This is a genomic window from Acinetobacter sp. OYA S30 (assembly GCF_033599315.1).
GTDB classification, from domain to species: Bacteria; Pseudomonadota; Gammaproteobacteria; order Pseudomonadales; family Moraxellaceae; genus Acinetobacter; species Acinetobacter baumannii.
The window spans coordinates 51,611-69,190 of record NZ_JAWVAV010000015.1 but is presented as its reverse complement, the minus strand read 5'-3'; the positions used below and the strand labels follow the sequence as shown (position 1 = coordinate 69,190).

Below are 17,580 nucleotides of genomic sequence, written 5' to 3'. Positions count from 1 at the left end.
AGCCCGATATGCATTAATTGCCTATTGGGCTTTTTATAGCTCTACAGCTTTTACAGACAATTTCTCAGATAACAAAGAAAAAGTAACGTCCGCAACTTCCAACGGGTCTGAACTGGTCCAAATAATATGATTCCCCTCATTTGGACTTTCAGAACTTAAATGATATTGATTGAGCTGCCGTATTAATTGCGCTGTCACAGCTTCCGAAGGCTCAATAATTTGAATATCACGGCCTACAATTTCCTGAATCGTATCTGAGACAAATGGATAGTGTGTGCATCCTAAAATAATCGTATCGACTTTTTGCTCGACCAACGGCGCCAAAATATTTTTTAAATAATCTTTAACTTCCGCGGTATGTGCTTTGCCCGTTTCGATTTTTTCAGCTAAGCCAATACAAGGCACTAAAGACACTTTAATATCTTGCGCATACGTTTCAATTAAACTTTTTAAATTTTTACCCTTTACCGTGGTGGCAGTTGCCAAAACCGCAATATGCTTACTTTGAGTGATTGCTACTGCCGGTTTTACGGCGGGTTCTATTGCAATAAGTGGCACATTAATTTGCGCTCTAATCGTTTCAATCGCTACAGCCGTCATGGTGTTACAAGCAATTACGATCGCTTTGCATTTGCCCTGAGCAACTAAGTTTGAAATTAAATGAGTGGTTCGTGAAACAATCCAGTCGCTTTCTTTGTCTCCATACGGGACATATTTCGAGTCAGCGAAATAGATAATGTCTTCATTCGGAAGGGCCTGCCGAATATGCTTAAAAAGAGACAACCCACCTAAACCAGAATCAATCATTCCAATCGGGTTGTTATTGTTATTCATGGTTTGTCCTGCATTTCATATATTCAGAAAAATTTTTTCATGGTTGCCAAGTCTGTTAGCACGACTTTGGGCTGAATGGTTTTTAATTTTTCAGCCGATGTATAACCCCAACCTACCGCAGCAAAATCAATGCCTGCTTTATGTGCAGCTTCGCCATCAGTCGTTTGGTCACCAACATAAATAGCCTGCTCTTTATTTAAATTCAAAATGTTTAGAACACGCTTAATTCGTTTAGCTTTACCAAATATAGACGAGCCACCATCAATATGGCTAAAAAGTTCACATAGTTCTGTACCAAGAATACTTTGACAGTTTTCTTTAGAGTTTGAAGTAATAATTGCGAGCGTATATCCCCGCTTATGTAGTTCTATTAGCTGATCCCGCATGCCTTCAAACATGTAAACTTCTTGATCTCTTTCTTTCATTAAACGAATGAAATCTTTGGCAATCCAAGGCAGTTTCCACCTAGAAACATTCATCTCTTTCATAATTTCTTTTGGTGAAAGATGTTTGTACTGCTCTACTTCATGTAGCTCTACAGATTTAAATTTATGCTTCTTGGCAAGCTGATTTAATGCCCCTAAAAAGAAGCTAAAGGAGTCGACTAAAGTACCGTCCATATCAAAAATAATAGCTTGGTATTCTTTTAAAGATTTTTCCATTTTAAAGTTCTGAAATAAAATATATTTTTTATAATTATATTCTGTTTTCTATTGGTTTTTAAATCAGGCCCTACGAGGACCTGACCTAAATTTTGATTTTTGTTTTAAGCTGCCGCTTTTTGTTCCTTAATCCAATTTTTAATACGGGCATCCAGTATATTTAAAGGCAGTGTTCCTGCATTTAAAATCATGTCATGAAACGCTTTGATATCAAAACGATCTCCAAGCTCCTGTTTGGCTAGCTCTCGTAGCTCTAAAATTTTGAGCTGTCCCATCTTATATGCTAATGCTTGGGCAGGAATAGCAATATAGCGGTCTGCCTCTGCCTGAATATCAGGTTCATCTAAAGCAGAGTGTTCACGCATAAAATCAATCATTTGCTGCCGCGTCCATTTTTTATAATGCACGCCTGTATCGACCACTAGACGACAAGCACGGAACAACTCACTCGATAGTCTTCCATAGTCTGAAAGCGGGTCTTTATAGAAACCAACGTCTTTACCCAATTGCTCTGCGTAAAGTGCCCATCCTTCAATATAAGCAGTATGGTTGGGTTGCTTTCGGAACATCGGCAAATTTGGCAGGTTTTGGGCAATATCAATCTGCATATGGTGGCCGGGAATTGCCTCATGGTAAGCGGTTGCTTCCATTGATATTTTGGAACGTTCAGAGAAGTCGCCAGTATTTACATATACTTGTCCGGGACGTGAACCATCAGGCGTGCCTTGGTGATACTCCGCACCTGCCGCTTCTTTTTCGCGATATTGCTCTACAGGCAAAACTTCAACTTTATTTTTGGGTAATAAACCAAACAGCTTCGGCAACTCTGGTTGCATTTGGGCAATATACCCGCGATATATCTCTAAAATTTCTTCACGAGATTTTGGGAAAACCGCAGGATTTGTTTTTAAAGATTGTTGGAAGCTTTTTAAATCATTGAAGCCTTGTGCTTTAGCAATTTTCAGCATTTCCGCTTCTATACGAGCAACTTCTTTTAATCCGAGCTGATGAATATTTTCAGGGCTTTCCGAGGTTGTCGTATTATTTTCTACATAAAAGCGATAGAGCTCGTCACCGTTTGGCAAGCTCCATATACCCTCGTGCTGTCGTCCATAGGGTAAGTAATCTTTCTGAATAAACGTACCGAGTTTTTGATAGGCAGGCCGAACATTCTGATCTATAGTCTGTAATATTTCACGGCTTAAACGCTCTTGTTCTGCTTTCGAAATATTTTTTGGAAATTGCTTTAATGGAGAAGCAAAAACACTGTCTGCCCCTGCGGGAGCTGCAATACTATTAATCTGCTTTGCCACCTTTTCAATTAAATATTTCGGTGGCATCAAGCCATCTTTTTGTCCTTGTTTCGCTAACTGAATACCTTGATCAAGAATAAGAGGAATTTGTTTTAAACGAGAAATATAGTCTTGATATTGCTTAGCATTATCAAATGGAATCGAACTAATAAATCCCGGAAATTGTAAATGTAGCCCCCACATTTGATTAAAAGGCATTTCATATAATTTCAAATCATAATTTTTAAGTGTTTCTTTCAACTGATAAATCATTAAATCTTTATTTAATTGATCAGTTACTGAAAACCCTGTGCTATCAATTGCTTCAAAACGTTTTAAAAAATTTTGCGTACTTTTTTTATCTTTCTCGATCTGATTTTTTGAAAGCTCAGTCCATCGATTGTTGTAGCGTAAATCTCCTAAAACGGTTGCAGTTTCAGGACTATTTTTCAAAGTATATTCCCACTGTTCCTGTAAAAGCTGGTTTAAAACTTTCACCCGAACAGAGACATTACTATTTGGTTTAGATTGTGATTTTTCGATGGTATTTGTATTTATTTCGGGGGGTGCAGCATTAGAAGAATGAGACATCCAAAATAAAACACTGATACAAGCAAAATGTAAGGTTCTGTTTTTCATTTAATTATCCAGAAATATTTAACAAAGGTTAAAATAAAGACAAAACAAATTACGTGCCAAGCAGCATATAAAATGGTGTAAAAATCGAGTATTTTTTTAACTAAATGATTTTATAAATTAATTTTCTTTTTAATTATATTATTTATAGTTGCTATCTATATTCCACATCTGACTTTAATAGACCAAGAACTTAAAAAAAGTGCACATGAACGATCTCAGTGCACTTTTTAATTTCTACACTAAAAATTGTTTCTCAAGAAAACAAATATTGATAAACAATATAGGCAGCCAGTTTTGCTGTTCTATTGTCTAAATCAAATTTTGGATTGCATTCAGCAATATCTAAAAGTTTAATTTTTCCAGTCTCTCGAATATGCTTAAAAATCGCTTCAAAAGTGGCTAAATCAATTCCTTTGACAGCTGGTGCACTGACCCCCGGTGCAACCGCAGCCGCGAAGACATCTAAATCAATCGTAACGTACAAACAGTCTACTTTTTCAATAAAAGCATCAATCGCTGCGAGCACGTTGTTTAGGTTAAAAATATTAACCTCATGATCGCGTAAATATGGACAATTTAAAGCATCGGCTGTATCAAACAAAACTTTAGTATTGGCATGGTTAGCGACCCCAATACATAAATAATTAAATTGTTTTTGATGCTGTTCTGAAAGTCGAGCTGCCTGTAAAAATGGTGTTCCAGAGGTAGCATGTTCAGCTTCACGCAAATCAAAATGGGCATCAAAATTAATAATGCCTATTTTTTTATCTGGTGCGTGGGCTTGTACATATTGGAACAGACCGCTAAAGCTGCCAAAGGCAACCTCATGTCCACCGCCCAATACAATCGGTTTTAAACCATTTTGTAAGCTGTTTGCGACTTGCTCTGCCAACTCGGTTTGCGCTTGCTCTAAATTCTCAGATTCACAGGTCACTGTACCCAAATCGACAATACTGACTGGACGATGAATTGGTAAGTTAGCCAGTTGGGTACGAATCGCATCTGGTGCGTCGGCAGCACCAACTCGGCCTTTATTACGTTTTACGCCTTCATCAGAGCTAAAACCAATCAGGGCAAATTCAGCATGTTGGGTGGTGTTCATTATATGGTGAATACGTTGATGTGCCTCACCCTCGCCATCATGTCGGCCTTGCCATTTAAATGTGTGATTCATGTGACACCGTTTAAAAAATAACTTCTTGTCCATGCTGAACGACTCGCTTAGGCAAATCTCCGCCCAGCCAGTAAACAATTTCAGATGGATGCTCAATATCCCAAGCGACAAAGTCAGCGACTTTACCCTGCTCCAAACTACCGTGTGTTTGCTCTAAACCAAGCGCTTGTGCAGCATGAATAGTGACACCTGCTAATGCTTGCTCAGGCGTTAAACGGAATAACGTACTGCCCATATTCAGCATTAAACGTAAAGAAAGTGCTGGAGATGTACCCGGATTTAAATCACTCGACAGCGCAATACGCACGCCATGTTTAATGAGGCTTTCAATCGGTGGGTATTGTGTTTCACGCAATAAATAAAAGGCACCCGGTAATAACACTGCAACCGTGCCCGACTCTGCCATGGCTTTGACATCATCTTCGGTCATGTACTCTAAATGGTCAGCCGACAAAGCATGATAACGTGCTGCCAAACTTGAACCACCTAGCGATGAAAGCTGTTCGGCATGAAGCTTAACGGGTAGCCCCAATGATTGTGCCGTTTTAAAAACACGTTCAACCTGAGCAGGTGAAAATGCTAAATGCTCGCAGAAAGCATCAACTGCATCGACTAAACCTTCAGCATGCAGTTTAGGCAGCATTTCTGTACAGATATGCTCGATATAAGCGTCGCTTTGGTCTTTGTACTCTGGCGGTAAAGCATGAGCAGCTAAGCAGGTACTTTTGACCGTCATTGGTAAAGCTTCACCAATTTGACGAATCACACGAAGCATCTTGCGTTCATTTTCATAATTCAGTCCGTAACCAGACTTAATCTCGATGGTCGTTACACCGTCTTGTTGCATACAGCGAATACGTTTAAGTGCTGAGCTTAGTAATTGTTCTTCGCTTGCTTCACGTGTTGCACGAACAGTACTGGCAATGCCGCCACCGCTTGCAGCAATTTCAGCATAACTCACACCTTGTAAGCGCTTTTCAAACTCAACACTACGGTTGCCACCAAATACGCTATGCGTATGACAGTCGATGAGCCCCGGGGTTACCCAAGCGCCATTTAAGTCAACTGTTTCGGAATAAGTGTCGGCAGGAAGTTGTTGTTGTTTTCCAATCCAGTGGATGAGATGCCCTTCTGTGACAATTGCAGCATCTTCAATGTAGGAATATTGCCCATTTTGCATGGTCGCAATATGGCAGTTTTGCCAAAGTTTTTTCATTAGCCTATCCTCGAAACTGCCCAACAGTAAAACTATTGGGCAGCTGATTTGTTAGCTTTCCATTTCTATGTTTTGCTGGACAGGCTCACTTTCCTTTCCCAAGCTTTGCTCTGGTTTTACCCAAATACGATAAGCAATAGTTAAGAGAGCAAGCCAAGTGATTCCTACATAAATTGCAGGACGCGAATCTGGGAAGTAGCCCATCATCACTAAAATGAACACCATAAAACCGATTGCAAAAGCAGGGGCATATGGCCAGCCAAATACAGGGAAATCAAGTGCCTTAATTTCAGCTGTAGATAATTTACGGCGCATAGCCACTTGCGAAAGCAAGATCATGAGCCATACCCAAACAGTTGCAAACGTTGCAATTGATGCAATGATGACAAACACATTTTCAGGAATCAGGTAGTTCAGCACCACACCAATTAACAGCACGCCAGCCATAACCACGACAGTCATCCAAGGCACACCATTACGCGATAATTTTTGGAAAATTCGAGGTGCTTGACCACGATTTGCCATACCGTACAACATACGACCTGCACCAAACACATCACTGTTAATTGCCGAAATTGCAGCAGTTACCACCACAATATTTAAAATATTTGCAGCAGATTTAATGCCTAAGTTTTCAAAAATTTGTACAAACGGACTGCCTTGGCTACCAATCTGGTTCCATGGGAAAATCGACATGAGTACAAAGATGGTTAGTACATAGAAAAGTAAAATACGTACCGGAACAGCATTAATTGCTTTCGGTAAAGTGGTTTTCGGGTCTTGTGATTCACCTGCTGTAATACCAATAATTTCGATACCACCGAAAGCAAATACCACTACAGATAAACATGCAACCAAGCCTGCAATGCCATGTGGCATAAAGCCTTCATAGATCCATAAGTTTTGAATCCCCGGCACTACACTGCTATGGTCAGCATGGAAGCCATAGAACATCAAACCTAAGCCACCTAAAATCATGGCAACAATGGCACTCACCTTGACAATTGAGAGCCAAAATTCGAGTTCACCAAAGACTTTCACATGAATGAGGTTAATTGCGCCCAAGAACATGATGAGAGACAAAATCCAGATCCACCGTGGGACATCGGGATACCAGAACCCCATATAAATACCAAACGCAGTGACATCGGCAATTGCAACAATCACCATCTCAAAAACATAAGTCCAGCCTGTCGTAAAGCCGGCCAAAGGACCAATGTATTGAGAAGCATAGTGGCTAAATGAGCCAGAGACAGGGTTATGGACTGCCATTTCACCCAGTGCGCGCATCACAATATAAATTGCAATCCCTGCAACGATGTACGCAAGTAATACTGAAGGCCCTGCCATTTTAATAGCAGTTGCCGAACCATAGAAAAGCCCAGTTCCAATTGCTGAGCCCAATGCCAAGAAACGAATGTGGCGGGTGTTTAAGCCCCGCTGTAGTGTGGAGTTTTGTGACATTATAATCTCCAATCCTTGAGGAAATTTAGTTGGATTCGGCCACTCCATGTGACCGTTTTATCAATCACACTTCAGATAAACTAGGGAGTAGTTTTGGAATGAGTAACTCGTTTAGGCAACCACTCGCAAGCAATTCACTAGCCTGTTCGATATCAGGAGCAAAGAAACGGTCTTCACTGTAGTAAGGAACTTGGTCGCGCAAGATTTTACGAGCTTGTTCAAGTTTAGGCGAGCTTTTTAAACCTTCACGGAAGTCTAGACCCTGACAAGCGCCTAACCATTCAACAGCTAAAATGCCGCGAACGTTATCAGCCATATACCAAAGACGTTTACCAGCATTTGGAGCCATCGATACATGGTCTTCTTGGTTGGCTGAAGTCGGTAAGCTATCCACACTTGCAGGATGTGCAAGCGCTTTGTTGTCACTTGCAAGAGCAGCAGCGGTTACCTGAGCAATCATAAAGCCCGAGTTAACACCACCATTTGCTACCAAGAACGGTGGAAGCTGTGACATATGACGGTCCATCATCATGGAAATACGACGTTCAGACAGTGAACCAATTTCTGCAATTGCCAATGCTAAATTGTCGGCCGCCATTGCAACAGGTTCTGCATGGAAGTTACCACCAGAAATCACGTCACCTTGTTCAGCAAACACAAGCGGGTTATCAGATACAGCATTTGCTTCAATTTCTAATACTTCAGCAGCCTGACGGATTTGAGTTAAACATGCACCCATCACCTGTGGTTGGCAACGTAAAGAATATGGGTCTTGAACTTTGCCACATTCTTCATGTGAACGAGAGATTTCACTCGAATCAGTCAATAAATCGCGATAAGCCGCAGCCACATCAATTTGACCACGTTGGCCGCGTACTTCGTGAATACGCGCATCGAAAGGTGCACGTGAACCAAGCATTGCTTCAACACTTAAGCCACCACAAACTGTCGCGGCAGCAAATAAATCTTCTGCTTCGAATAAGCCGCGTAAAGCGTAAGCTGTTGAAACCTGTGTACCATTTAAAAGTGCCAAACCTTCTTTAGCCGCTAAAGAAATTGGTTCTAAACCTGCAATTTTTAAAGCTTCAACTGCTGGTAACCATTCACCTTTATAACGTGCCTTACTTTCACCAAGTAAAACTAAAGACATGTGTGCAAGTGGTGCCAAGTCGCCAGAAGCTCCTACTGAACCTTTAAGTGGAATGTGTGGGTAAACTTCAGCATTGATTAAGGCCAACAAAGCATCAATGACTTTACGACGAATACCAGAGAAACCACGTGCCAAGCTATTTGCTTTCAATAGAATAATTAAACGAACCATTGCATCATCAAGTGCTTCGCCTACACCTGCCGCATGCGAAAGAACTAATGAACGCTGTAATTTTTCTAAATCTTCAGGCGCAATTTTAGTTGAGGCAAGTAAGCCAAAACCTGTATTAATACCGTAAGCTGTACGTCCTTCATTTACAATTTGCTCTACACAAGCCACGCTTGCATTAATTGCAGATGAAGCACTTTCATCTAGTTTAACTTTAATTGGGTTGAGGTAAGCTTGACGTAAATCGGCTAAGGTCAGTTTTCCCGGTTGGATCAGTAATTCCATGTTGGCTTCCTAATTTTTTGCACTATATTCTGCTGAGACGGTGCTTTTCACAATTGCAAAAAGCACCGCCAGTTCTTCCATGTATTTTTATTGGGTGATCATTGGCAAGTGTAGGCCTTGCTCTTTGGCACAGTTAATCGCAATTTCATAACCTGCATCGGCATGACGCATAACACCTGTTGCAGGGTCATTGGTTAGTACGCGAGCAATACGTGCAGCAGCTTCATCTGTACCGTCACACACAATCACAACGCCTGAGTGTTGAGAGAAGCCCATACCTACACCACCACCATGATGTAGAGACACCCAAGTTGCGCCGCCTGCTGTATTTAACAATGCATTTAATAAAGGCCAGTCTGATACTGCATCTGATCCGTCTTGCATTGCTTCAGTTTCACGGTTAGGACTTGCAACCGAACCTGAGTCTAAGTGGTCACGACCAATCACGATCGGTGCAGACAATTCACCGCTACGAACCATTTCGTTAAATGCCAAACCAAGTTTTGCACGTAAGCCCAAACCTACCCAGCAAATACGCGCTGGTAAGCCTTGGAAACTAATACGTTCACGAGCCATGTCTAACCAGTGATGTAAATGCTCATCATCAGGAATTAACTCTTTAACTTTGGCATCTGTTTTATAAATATCTTCTGGGTCACCAGAAAGCGCTGCCCAACGGAATGGACCAATACCGCGACAGAACAACGGACGGATGTATGCAGGTACGAAGCCTGGGAAATCAAAAGCGTTTGCTACGCCTTCTTCCTTCGCCATTTGACGGATGTTATTACCATAGTCAAATGTTGGAACACCCATTTTTTGGAAATCAAGCATGGCTTGTACGTGTTTTGCCATCGACTGTTTTGCAGCTTTTACAACAGCTTCCGGTTCTGTTTTCGCGCGTTCACGATATTCCTCCCAAGTCCAGCCTACTGGTAAGTAGCCATTAAGTGGATCGTGTGCACTTGTTTGGTCAGTCACCATGTCTGGACGTACACCACGGCGTACAAGCTCAGGTAAAATTTCAGCAGCATTACCATGAAGTGCGATTGAAATTGCTTTACCTTCTTTTGTATAGCGATCAATACGTGCTAAAGCGTCGTCTAAATCAGTCGCTTGTTCATCTACATAACGAGTACGTAAACGGAAATCGATACTTGCTTGTTGGCATTCAATGTTTAAAGAACATGCACCTGCAAGTGTTGCAGCTAAAGGCTGAGCACCACCCATACCGCCTAAACCAGCAGTAAGAACCCAACGACCTTTTAAATCACCATTGTAATGTTGGCGACCTGCCTCAACGAAAGTTTCATAAGTACCTTGTACAATACCTTGGCTACCAATGTAGATCCACGAACCCGCTGTCATTTGACCGTACATTGCCAAAGCTTTAGCGTCTAATTCGTTAAAGTGTTCCCAGTTTGCCCAGTGCGGTACAAGGTTTGAGTTTGCAATTAAAACGCGTGGCGCATCTTTATGAGTTTTAAATACACCTACTGGTTTGCCTGATTGAACTAATAAAGTTTCGTCAGTTTCAAGATTTTTTAGCGTATCTACAATTTTGTCGAAACATTCCCAGTTTCGTGCTGCACGGCCAATACCCCCGTATACCACCAATTCTTTCGGGTTTTCTGCAACGTCCGGATCAAGGTTATTCATCAACATACGCAATGGGGCTTCAGTTAACCAACTCTTAGCCGTTAATTCAGTGCCGCGTGGTGCACGAATTTCTACATCACGAAATTTTGTTGTCGTTGTTGTCACAGTCGGACTCCTTCCTTTGAGCTTACATCAGCAGAACATCACTTGTTTCTGCATTTGTATAGTAATGTATTAACTTGTATATACATCTATATACTACACAAATATTTTTCGGCGTGAAGAGGCTTGCTCGTATTTTTTTTAAAAAGTTGAATAAACTTATGAATTAAATTAATTTATTTTTATATCTGACATAAAAAAAGCACATATCTTCTAACAAGACATGTGCTTTTTAATCAGTAAATGATGTCTTTTTAACGTTGAATTAACTCAATGATATAGCAACTTTTGAGCTGTTTTTTTGGAAAATTGATTGATGTGACACCAGATTTTTTCTCAATTTTTAGCGTCTCATGAGCAGCAAGCTGAACGGAATGCTCATCAACGTTCACTTCCGTTTCACTACCCTGATTAAAAATAAAAATCAGGTCTGCCGAACTTATAAATTCCTGCTCCGCTGCCTCATTCAACCACTGAAAACGGGCATGAAACTTTGCAGGATCATAAATTAAATTTAAATCCCGAATTGCACCGTCTACCAGTTCACTTTGGACCTGACTTTCACCATGAAAAGCAAAAATATCGCCCTGTTTCAGCTTTTTGGCAGGAAGGTCATCGACATGCAGTACCATGCCCTGCCCATCGAGTACGCTAATAATGCGTTGCTTATTCGGAAATAACGAAAATGGTCCAGAAGTTGTTACATCTGCCATCGAAATGCGCCACTCAAAGTCGGCTTCACCTTGGCTTCGAGCAATTTCTAAAGTAAAGCCTGCACCATTTTTCCAAAGCATTTTTGTATATTGATCGGCCCTGATCAATTTAATCATGGATTAAATTTCCCTTCGAGATAATAGCGACTGCCCGGATAAATCAATCGTGCACTTGAAATGAGTTGTTTGTTTGACCATGTGCGACGGCGGATGAGTAAACACGGTTCAGCTTTAGTAATCTTTAACCACTTACACTCTTGAGGCGATGCTAAAACGGCCTCAACAATGTGTTCACCTTCTGTCACGGGTGCTTTTGCCATGAGGTAAGCATTTGGGGTAATGGTTTTAAAATCTTGTTCTAAATAATCTGGAATCAGTGCCGCATCAACTAAACGATCTTCGACCTGAACAGGCACATCATTTTCATAATGCACAATAATCGAGTGAAATAATTTTTGCCCTTCGCGAGTCTGCATTAACACGCTTTGCTCTGCATTTGCATAAATTTGTTCTAAGACTAAAACTTCAGCATGGTGCTTATGGTTTCGTGCAATAATCTCATCGGCAATATTGTTAATTTGAAAAAGTGCAGTTCGGCCTTGCCCTTCAGCAACGAAAGAACCAACACCCTGAATTCGAACAAGTAAGCCTTCTGTTGTTAACTCGCGCAGCGCACGGTTTACCGTCATACGGCTACAGCCGAGTTGATTAACGAGTTCACTTTCCGAAGGAATTTTTTTATTTACAGCCCAAGAGCCTTCATAAATCTTCTGTGAAATCAGCTGTTTTACGCGCTGATATAAAGGAACTGGACTATCAGCTTCAATCGAAAGCTCAGTATGTTCTTGTTTTGATGTTCTGGGCATAACAAATACTCAAAAAGGCAGCAGGCAAAAAGGTATTTTAGTTGACATGCTATGTATATACAACCACATACAACATGTTAATTTATGAATTAAATAGATTTTAAAAAGTTTAAAAAATAAACATAACTCGGTAAAAGCTAATTTAAAGTTTTATGTAGAGAAATTCAAATATATAAAGGCTTTATCAATATTTATTGAATCGTTATTTCTGCTAACCCAGTGCCTCATCCCAGAAAACAAAAATATCATTTTTTCTGGTTTACGAAATGATGCTGAAAATTTTTATTTAAAATCACTGATCGATAGTATTCTTCTGCCACACAGTATATTAATAAAACTGGAAGCACATCGAATGCGTAATTATAAAATAGATATTCTTCGAGGAATTTCTATCCTTTTGGTTCTTTTACATCATTTTAATATTCCTTATAAACTTAAAGATACATGGTTAGGTTTTGATTTTTTAGGTGAAGCATTTAGCACAGTCATCGCAAGAAATGGAAATTATGGCGTCACCATGTTTTTTGTGATTTCGGGTTTTTTAATTACCCATCACACTTTAAAACGAGATAAACAATTTTCTGCAATTAACCTCAAGCATTTTTATATCCGACGGGCAGCACGTATTTTACCGTGTCTGGTATTACTCATTTTAGGTGTAAGCATACTTGGTTCATTTGACTTAAAACCCTTTATGAACCAAGCACCGAATGGCATTGAGGTCTCTTATCCTTTAACCATATTTGCAGCCTTAACCTTCTGGATGAATATCCTGATTATTAAATTTGGTTGGGTAAACTACGCTTTGGGCGTGTTGTGGTCGCTCTCTGTAGAAGAAGTTTTTTACTTTGTTTTTCCATTATTGTGTCTACTCACCCGTAGTAATAAGGTCTTTATTGCTGTACTTGTTGGAGTGATTTTATATGCGCCTTATTTTAGGTCTCTCCATTTTGGAGAAGAAAGCGGCGCTTATTTATATCATTATTTTTCAAGTTTTGATGGTATAGCGGTGGGCTGTTTAACGGCGATTTTTTCTCATAAATATCAGCCAAATTGGACCTATAAAAAACCTCTTTCATGGTTGATTATTTTGAGTATGACCGCTCTATATTTATATGCGCCCATTAAAGAAGTCAGTACATGGGGTATTAGCTTATTTGCTCTTGCCACAGGTTTACTCATTTTGTGTTTCCAACATCCTTCCGAAACACAAGCACATAATCTATTTACCAAAGTGATGGTCTGGTTGGGGCAAAGAAGTTACGAAACTTATTTGTTTCATCTGGTTGTGCTGGGCCTTTTGAAAGTTGCTTTTGTTCCGGCTCAAACCGACTCTAGCATCAAAATTATACTTTTCATTGGCTATTTGGTTCTGACTTTTATCATTAGCGCAGCAATTGAAAAATACTATTCCACCCCGCTTAACAGCTACATTCGAAAGGTTTTTATTAAAGATAAATCATAAAAAATAAGCCCCTTGAAAATGGGGCTTTTTTATTAAGCAATCAACATCGTTTCATCATCTTGCTTAAAAGGATTAGACCAGCTCCGCCATGCTTGTGGTCCTAAAGCCATTTCTTCATCGCTTAACAAGCAGCTATCCAAGCGTTGTATTAAAGCTTGCTCATCCATTTGCATACCAATTAAAACCAGCTCCTGACGCGCATCACCTGTGCGGGCATCCCAATTTTTCTTAATTTGTTCAATGCTGGCTAGGTCACTCGGCCAGTCTTCTTCTGCAACGGCTGCCCACCAATAACCAGCTAAACCGTGTCGAGCCATTGCTCCCGCTTGTGACCATGAGTAAGCCAATGTCGGTTCGGCAGCCAACCAGAAAAAGCCTTTGGAACGCACGACTCCCGGCCATTCAGCCTGAACCAAATCATAAAAACGCTCTGGATGGAAAGGTCGGCGGGCACGATAAACAAAGCTACTAATGCCATACTCTTCAGTTTCAGGTGTATGCTCGCCGCGTAACTCTTTTAACCAACCCGGTGCTTGCGCGGCTTCATCAAAATCAAATAACTGTGTATTTAAAATTTTATCTAAAGCGACCTTTCCAAATTGAGCAATTTCAATTCGGGCACGCGGGTTTAACGTTTTTAAAATGGCGATAAGCTGATCTTGCTGAGCCTGATCAATCAAATCAATTTTATTCAGTACAATCACATCACAAAACTCAATCTGATCGATAAGAAGGTCAACCACAGTTCTCTCATCTTGCTCGCCTAATGATTCGCCGCGTTGTTGTAGGGAGTCAACTGAACTGTAGTCTTTAAGAAAGTTAAACGCATCGACTACCGTAACCATAGTGTCGAGTCGAGCAAACTCATTGAGTGAGTTTCCATCTTCATCTTCAAAAGTAAAAGTTTCTGCCACAGGTAAAGGTTCTGAAATGCCTGTTGACTCAATCACCAATTGGTCAAAGCGTCCTTCATTGGCTAAACGTCTCACCTCAACCAATAAATCTTCTCGTAACGTACAGCAGATACAGCCATTACTCATTTCAACCAGTTTTTCATCTGTTCTTGAAAGCTCTGCCCCACCTTCGCGTACTAATGTCGCATCAATATTCACCTCAGACATATCATTAACAATCACGGCAATACGGCAGCCTTCGCGATTATTTAAAATATGGTTGAGTAATGTGGTCTTTCCTGCACCCAAAAAGCCCGATAAAACAGTGACGGGAAGCTTGGCAAATGAGTTGGCGATTGCAGTGTGCATGGCTTGATCTCTTTGAATAATATTTAAACTGATCATGGCTGGCCATTTAAATATGGCCAGATCACAGGCGTAATCTATTTCTAAACCACAATAATGTTATGTTATAACATAACCATTGATCAAGTTTTTATTCCAGTTTTATCTAAGCCAAATCACTTAGTCTTTGAAAAAGTTGCTTTTATAGTCCCTGACAAATTGAGGTTCTATAGTGATGGTCTGGCCCCCATGCTCTAAAACCTTGACTATCAATATGGATTTGTCCTGAAGCATAAACACCCAGTCCCATATTAAACGCTTGGCCTTTAGTCGCCCAGAACTGACAAAGCTTGGTTTTAGTTTGTTGAATATTGAACTGGTCTAAGTCGCTAGGCTGTTCTGGCCCAATCCTAAAATCAAGTGCTGCATTAAAGACATGTCGGGAAGCATCTGCACCACCTGCACAGCGGTTTAAAGCTAAAGCTCGATAGACCGAAGTCACTTCAAAATCGTTAATCACGCCATCATCAACCAATGCTTTTAATATATTGAGCGTCGGAACAATATTGGACCAAATCTCGCGTGGTGGAACTGCGTAAGGCTCAACTCCACATTTTTGCCAGTCTCGGGCTGAACGTAATAACTCGTGGTCTGGAACTAAATCGGCAAGTCCTTTTTGCTTAAGAAATTGCTTATAAGCTTGTACAGACTGTCTGTGATCTGCAGTTGCAATCCAAACGATATAATCTTCAGGCTGTTGTTTGATTTTAACCACAGTTTTAGATGGTTGAGGCAAAGAGGGAGAGCGATGAGTAATCGTCGGCTGGGGTGTTTGAGTACTACAAGCCGCCAGAGATAATACGAGTAAACCTAAATAACGCTTCATAAATATATTCTATCTTCCCTAAACATCTGGAAGCCTTTAATCACTTAATTTCAGAAATGTTATAATATAACAATTATTAAATCCTTTAATTTCTGTTGTAAATTTTAAAAAATAAAAAAGGACGTATTTATACGTCCTCTTTAGCTTCTATCTAAGACCTAATTACATATCGGCTTCTAAAGCATGTACAGGCTGCTCAGCTTTTATTTTACGGCGCTTAAATTGATAAGCCACCATCAAACACAAAATCCATCCTGGAATCATCATAACTGCCACACGCATGTCTGGCGTTAAAGACATCACAACTAAAATTCCAAGCATAAATGCCATGCAAAGATAGTTGCTAAATGGATACATGAAGCTAGGGAATTTAGTCGTTTGACCTTGACGTTGCATGAATTTACGGAATTTTAAATGTGTCCATGAAATCACTACCCAGTTAATCACAATCGCTGCTACGACAAGCATCATGAGTAAACCAAATGCTTTTTCAGGGAAAATATAATTGAGTAAAACACACAATACCGTCACAAATGCAGAGACTAGAACCGCATTGGTTGGAATACCGCGTTTATTAATACGGGCAAGAGCTTTCGGGGCATTACCTTGTTGGGCAAGGCCTAAAAGCATACGGCTGCTGCAATAACTGGTTCCGTTATAGACGGAAACTGCAGCTGTCAAAATAACGAAATTTAATAATGTCGCAACACCTTGGCTATCTAAAGAAGCAAAGACCATCACAAAAGGACTGCCACCTTCTGCCATTTGATTCCATGGAAATAGTGAGAATAAAACAAAAAGTGTCGCAATATAGAAAATCAAAATACGATAGATAATCTGGTTTACAGCTTTAGGTAAAGTTTTGTCTGGATCACGCGCTTCAGCAGCAGTAATACCGAAAAGCTCAATACCACCAAAAGCAAAAATAATCACAGCCATTGCCATAACCAAGCCTTCAATACCAAATGGGAAGAAACCACCCAATGTCCAAAGGTTAGAAATACTGGCCTGAGGCCCTGCTGTGCCGGTTGCAAGTAAATATGAACCGAAACCGATCATGGCTAAAATTGCTAAGATTTTGACAATGGAAAACCAAAATTCCATTTCGCCAAAAAACTTAACATGCAGTAAATTGATACCATTAATGAGAATAAAGAACGTTAGAGCAGATGCCCACGTTGGGATTTGCGGCCACCAATATTGAATATAAAGACCAATTGCACTTAACTCTGCCATACACACAAGTACATTGAGTACCCAGTAATTCCATCCTGACATGAAGCCTGCAAAAGGTCCCCAATATTTGTAAGCGAAGTGGCTAAAAGATCCACTTACAGGTTCTTCTACGACCATTTCACCGAGCTGGCGCATCATTAAAAAAGCAATAAATCCTGCAATCGCATAACCCAAGATTACCGATGGACCTGCCAATTTAATCGATTGTGATATACCAAGAAACAGCCCTGTACCAATCGCTCCACCCAACGCAATCAGCTGGATGTGACGATTACTCAAACCATGTTTCAGGTTTCCTTGCTCTTGTGTTGACATATGATTATTCTCATCCTTGTCACGTAATTTTTTTCCAATAAATTACGTATATCATAAATTGATCGGATTTTCATAGAGATTGATGAAAAAATAATTGCGTTACTTTTCTCACAACCGCGCATGAAAACAGAAAATGCAAGAAATAACAATTATTATGCAATGTGTAATTAAATTATGTATTGCGTAATTTGATGAATTCAGTATTATAAGAACCAT

14 protein-coding genes are annotated in these 17,580 nt (G+C 40.2%); 1 reads left to right on the top strand and 13 read right to left on the bottom strand.

Annotation, left to right across the window (positions count from 1 at the left end):
- Positions 1-33 precede the first annotated feature (33 nt).
- The 10 genes from murI to hutC form a co-directional block, all read right to left on the bottom strand.
- Positions 34-834: a glutamate racemase gene (murI, locus tag R5R67_RS09690; protein ID WP_001063716.1), complete on the bottom strand. Its 801-nt coding sequence runs from the start codon at positions 832-834 to the stop codon at positions 34-36.
- Between the two features lie 23 nt (positions 835-857).
- Positions 858-1,496, bottom strand: a complete 639-nt coding sequence (locus tag R5R67_RS09685; RefSeq protein ID WP_000415727.1) for an HAD family hydrolase — start codon at positions 1,494-1,496, stop codon at positions 858-860.
- A 104-nt stretch (positions 1,497-1,600) separates the two neighbouring features.
- Positions 1,601-3,427, bottom strand: coding sequence for a DUF885 domain-containing protein (locus R5R67_RS09680; RefSeq protein ID WP_000797601.1), 1,827 nt, complete (start codon positions 3,425-3,427; stop codon positions 1,601-1,603).
- A gap of 253 nt (positions 3,428-3,680) precedes the next feature.
- On the bottom strand, positions 3,681-4,601 hold the full coding sequence (gene hutG / locus R5R67_RS09675; RefSeq protein WP_001016877.1) for a formimidoylglutamase: 921 nt from the start codon (positions 4,599-4,601) through the stop codon (positions 3,681-3,683).
- A 10-nt stretch (positions 4,602-4,611) separates the two neighbouring features.
- Positions 4,612-5,817 (bottom strand): imidazolonepropionase, encoded by a 1,206-nt coding sequence (hutI, locus tag R5R67_RS09670; RefSeq protein ID WP_000737799.1) that lies wholly within the window; start codon positions 5,815-5,817, stop codon positions 4,612-4,614.
- A gap of 51 nt (positions 5,818-5,868) precedes the next feature.
- Complete coding sequence (locus R5R67_RS09665; RefSeq protein WP_000081464.1) at positions 5,869-7,281, bottom strand: amino acid permease; 1,413 nt, start codon at positions 7,279-7,281, stop codon at positions 5,869-5,871.
- A gap of 64 nt (positions 7,282-7,345) precedes the next feature.
- The gene (hutH, locus tag R5R67_RS09660; RefSeq protein WP_000421600.1) at positions 7,346-8,884 is read right to left on the bottom strand and encodes a histidine ammonia-lyase; all 1,539 of its coding nucleotides are present in this window, start codon (positions 8,882-8,884) and stop codon (positions 7,346-7,348) included.
- An 87-nt stretch (positions 8,885-8,971) separates the two neighbouring features.
- The gene (gene hutU, locus R5R67_RS09655) at positions 8,972-10,648 is read right to left on the bottom strand and encodes a urocanate hydratase (RefSeq protein ID WP_000214184.1); all 1,677 of its coding nucleotides are present in this window, start codon (positions 10,646-10,648) and stop codon (positions 8,972-8,974) included.
- Positions 10,649-10,899: 251 nt separating this feature from the next.
- Positions 10,900-11,475, bottom strand: coding sequence for a HutD family protein (locus R5R67_RS09650; protein ID WP_000593442.1), 576 nt, complete (start codon positions 11,473-11,475; stop codon positions 10,900-10,902).
- Positions 11,472-12,224, bottom strand: a complete 753-nt coding sequence (hutC, locus tag R5R67_RS09645; RefSeq protein WP_001138319.1) for a histidine utilization repressor — start codon at positions 12,222-12,224, stop codon at positions 11,472-11,474. The genes R5R67_RS09650 and hutC overlap by 4 nt, the downstream gene beginning before the upstream one ends.
- A 352-nt stretch (positions 12,225-12,576) precedes the next feature.
- On the opposite strand from hutC, the gene R5R67_RS09640 reads away from it, so the two are divergent.
- Positions 12,577-13,689, top strand: a complete 1,113-nt coding sequence (locus R5R67_RS09640) for an acyltransferase family protein (RefSeq protein ID WP_001246957.1) — start codon at positions 12,577-12,579, stop codon at positions 13,687-13,689.
- 32 nt (positions 13,690-13,721) lie between these two features.
- Here R5R67_RS09640 and zigA read toward each other — a convergent pair whose 3' ends face one another.
- The 3 genes from zigA to R5R67_RS09625 form a co-directional block, all read right to left on the bottom strand.
- Positions 13,722-14,987, bottom strand: coding sequence for a zinc metallochaperone GTPase ZigA (gene zigA / locus R5R67_RS09635; protein ID WP_000624533.1), 1,266 nt, complete (start codon positions 14,985-14,987; stop codon positions 13,722-13,724).
- 142 nt (positions 14,988-15,129) lie between these two features.
- Positions 15,130-15,813: a D-Ala-D-Ala carboxypeptidase family metallohydrolase gene (locus R5R67_RS09630; RefSeq protein ID WP_000833239.1), complete on the bottom strand. Its 684-nt coding sequence runs from the start codon at positions 15,811-15,813 to the stop codon at positions 15,130-15,132.
- A 162-nt stretch (positions 15,814-15,975) separates the two neighbouring features.
- Positions 15,976-17,364: an amino acid permease gene (locus R5R67_RS09625; RefSeq protein WP_000107092.1), complete on the bottom strand. Its 1,389-nt coding sequence runs from the start codon at positions 17,362-17,364 to the stop codon at positions 15,976-15,978.
- Between the last annotated feature and the right edge of the window lie 216 nt (positions 17,365-17,580).

What these genes read in the sequence shown, in the direction of transcription:
- R5R67_RS09640 (WP_001246957.1), top strand. Translation starts at nt 12,577, where the DNA reads ATGCGTAATTATAAAATAGATATTCTTCGAGGAATTTCTATCCTTTTG.
- murI (WP_001063716.1), bottom strand. Translation starts at nt 834, where the DNA reads ATGAATAACAATAACAACCCGATTGGAATGATTGATTCTGGTTTAGGT.
- hutC (WP_001138319.1), bottom strand. Translation starts at nt 12,224, where the DNA reads ATGCCCAGAACATCAAAACAAGAACATACTGAGCTTTCGATTGAAGCT.
- zigA (WP_000624533.1), bottom strand. Translation starts at nt 14,987, where the DNA reads ATGATCAGTTTAAATATTATTCAAAGAGATCAAGCCATGCACACTGCA.
- R5R67_RS09685 (WP_000415727.1), bottom strand. Translation starts at nt 1,496, where the DNA reads ATGGAAAAATCTTTAAAAGAATACCAAGCTATTATTTTTGATATGGAC.
- R5R67_RS09650 (WP_000593442.1), bottom strand. Translation starts at nt 11,475, where the DNA reads ATGATTAAATTGATCAGGGCCGATCAATATACAAAAATGCTTTGGAAA.
- R5R67_RS09630 (WP_000833239.1), bottom strand. Translation starts at nt 15,813, where the DNA reads ATGAAGCGTTATTTAGGTTTACTCGTATTATCTCTGGCGGCTTGTAGT.
- hutH (WP_000421600.1), bottom strand. Translation starts at nt 8,884, where the DNA reads ATGGAATTACTGATCCAACCGGGAAAACTGACCTTAGCCGATTTACGT.
- R5R67_RS09665 (WP_000081464.1), bottom strand. Translation starts at nt 7,281, where the DNA reads ATGTCACAAAACTCCACACTACAGCGGGGCTTAAACACCCGCCACATT.
- R5R67_RS09680 (WP_000797601.1), bottom strand. Translation starts at nt 3,427, where the DNA reads ATGAAAAACAGAACCTTACATTTTGCTTGTATCAGTGTTTTATTTTGG.
- hutG (WP_001016877.1), bottom strand. Translation starts at nt 4,601, where the DNA reads ATGAATCACACATTTAAATGGCAAGGCCGACATGATGGCGAGGGTGAG.
- hutI (WP_000737799.1), bottom strand. Translation starts at nt 5,817, where the DNA reads ATGAAAAAACTTTGGCAAAACTGCCATATTGCGACCATGCAAAATGGG.
- R5R67_RS09625 (WP_000107092.1), bottom strand. Translation starts at nt 17,364, where the DNA reads ATGTCAACACAAGAGCAAGGAAACCTGAAACATGGTTTGAGTAATCGT.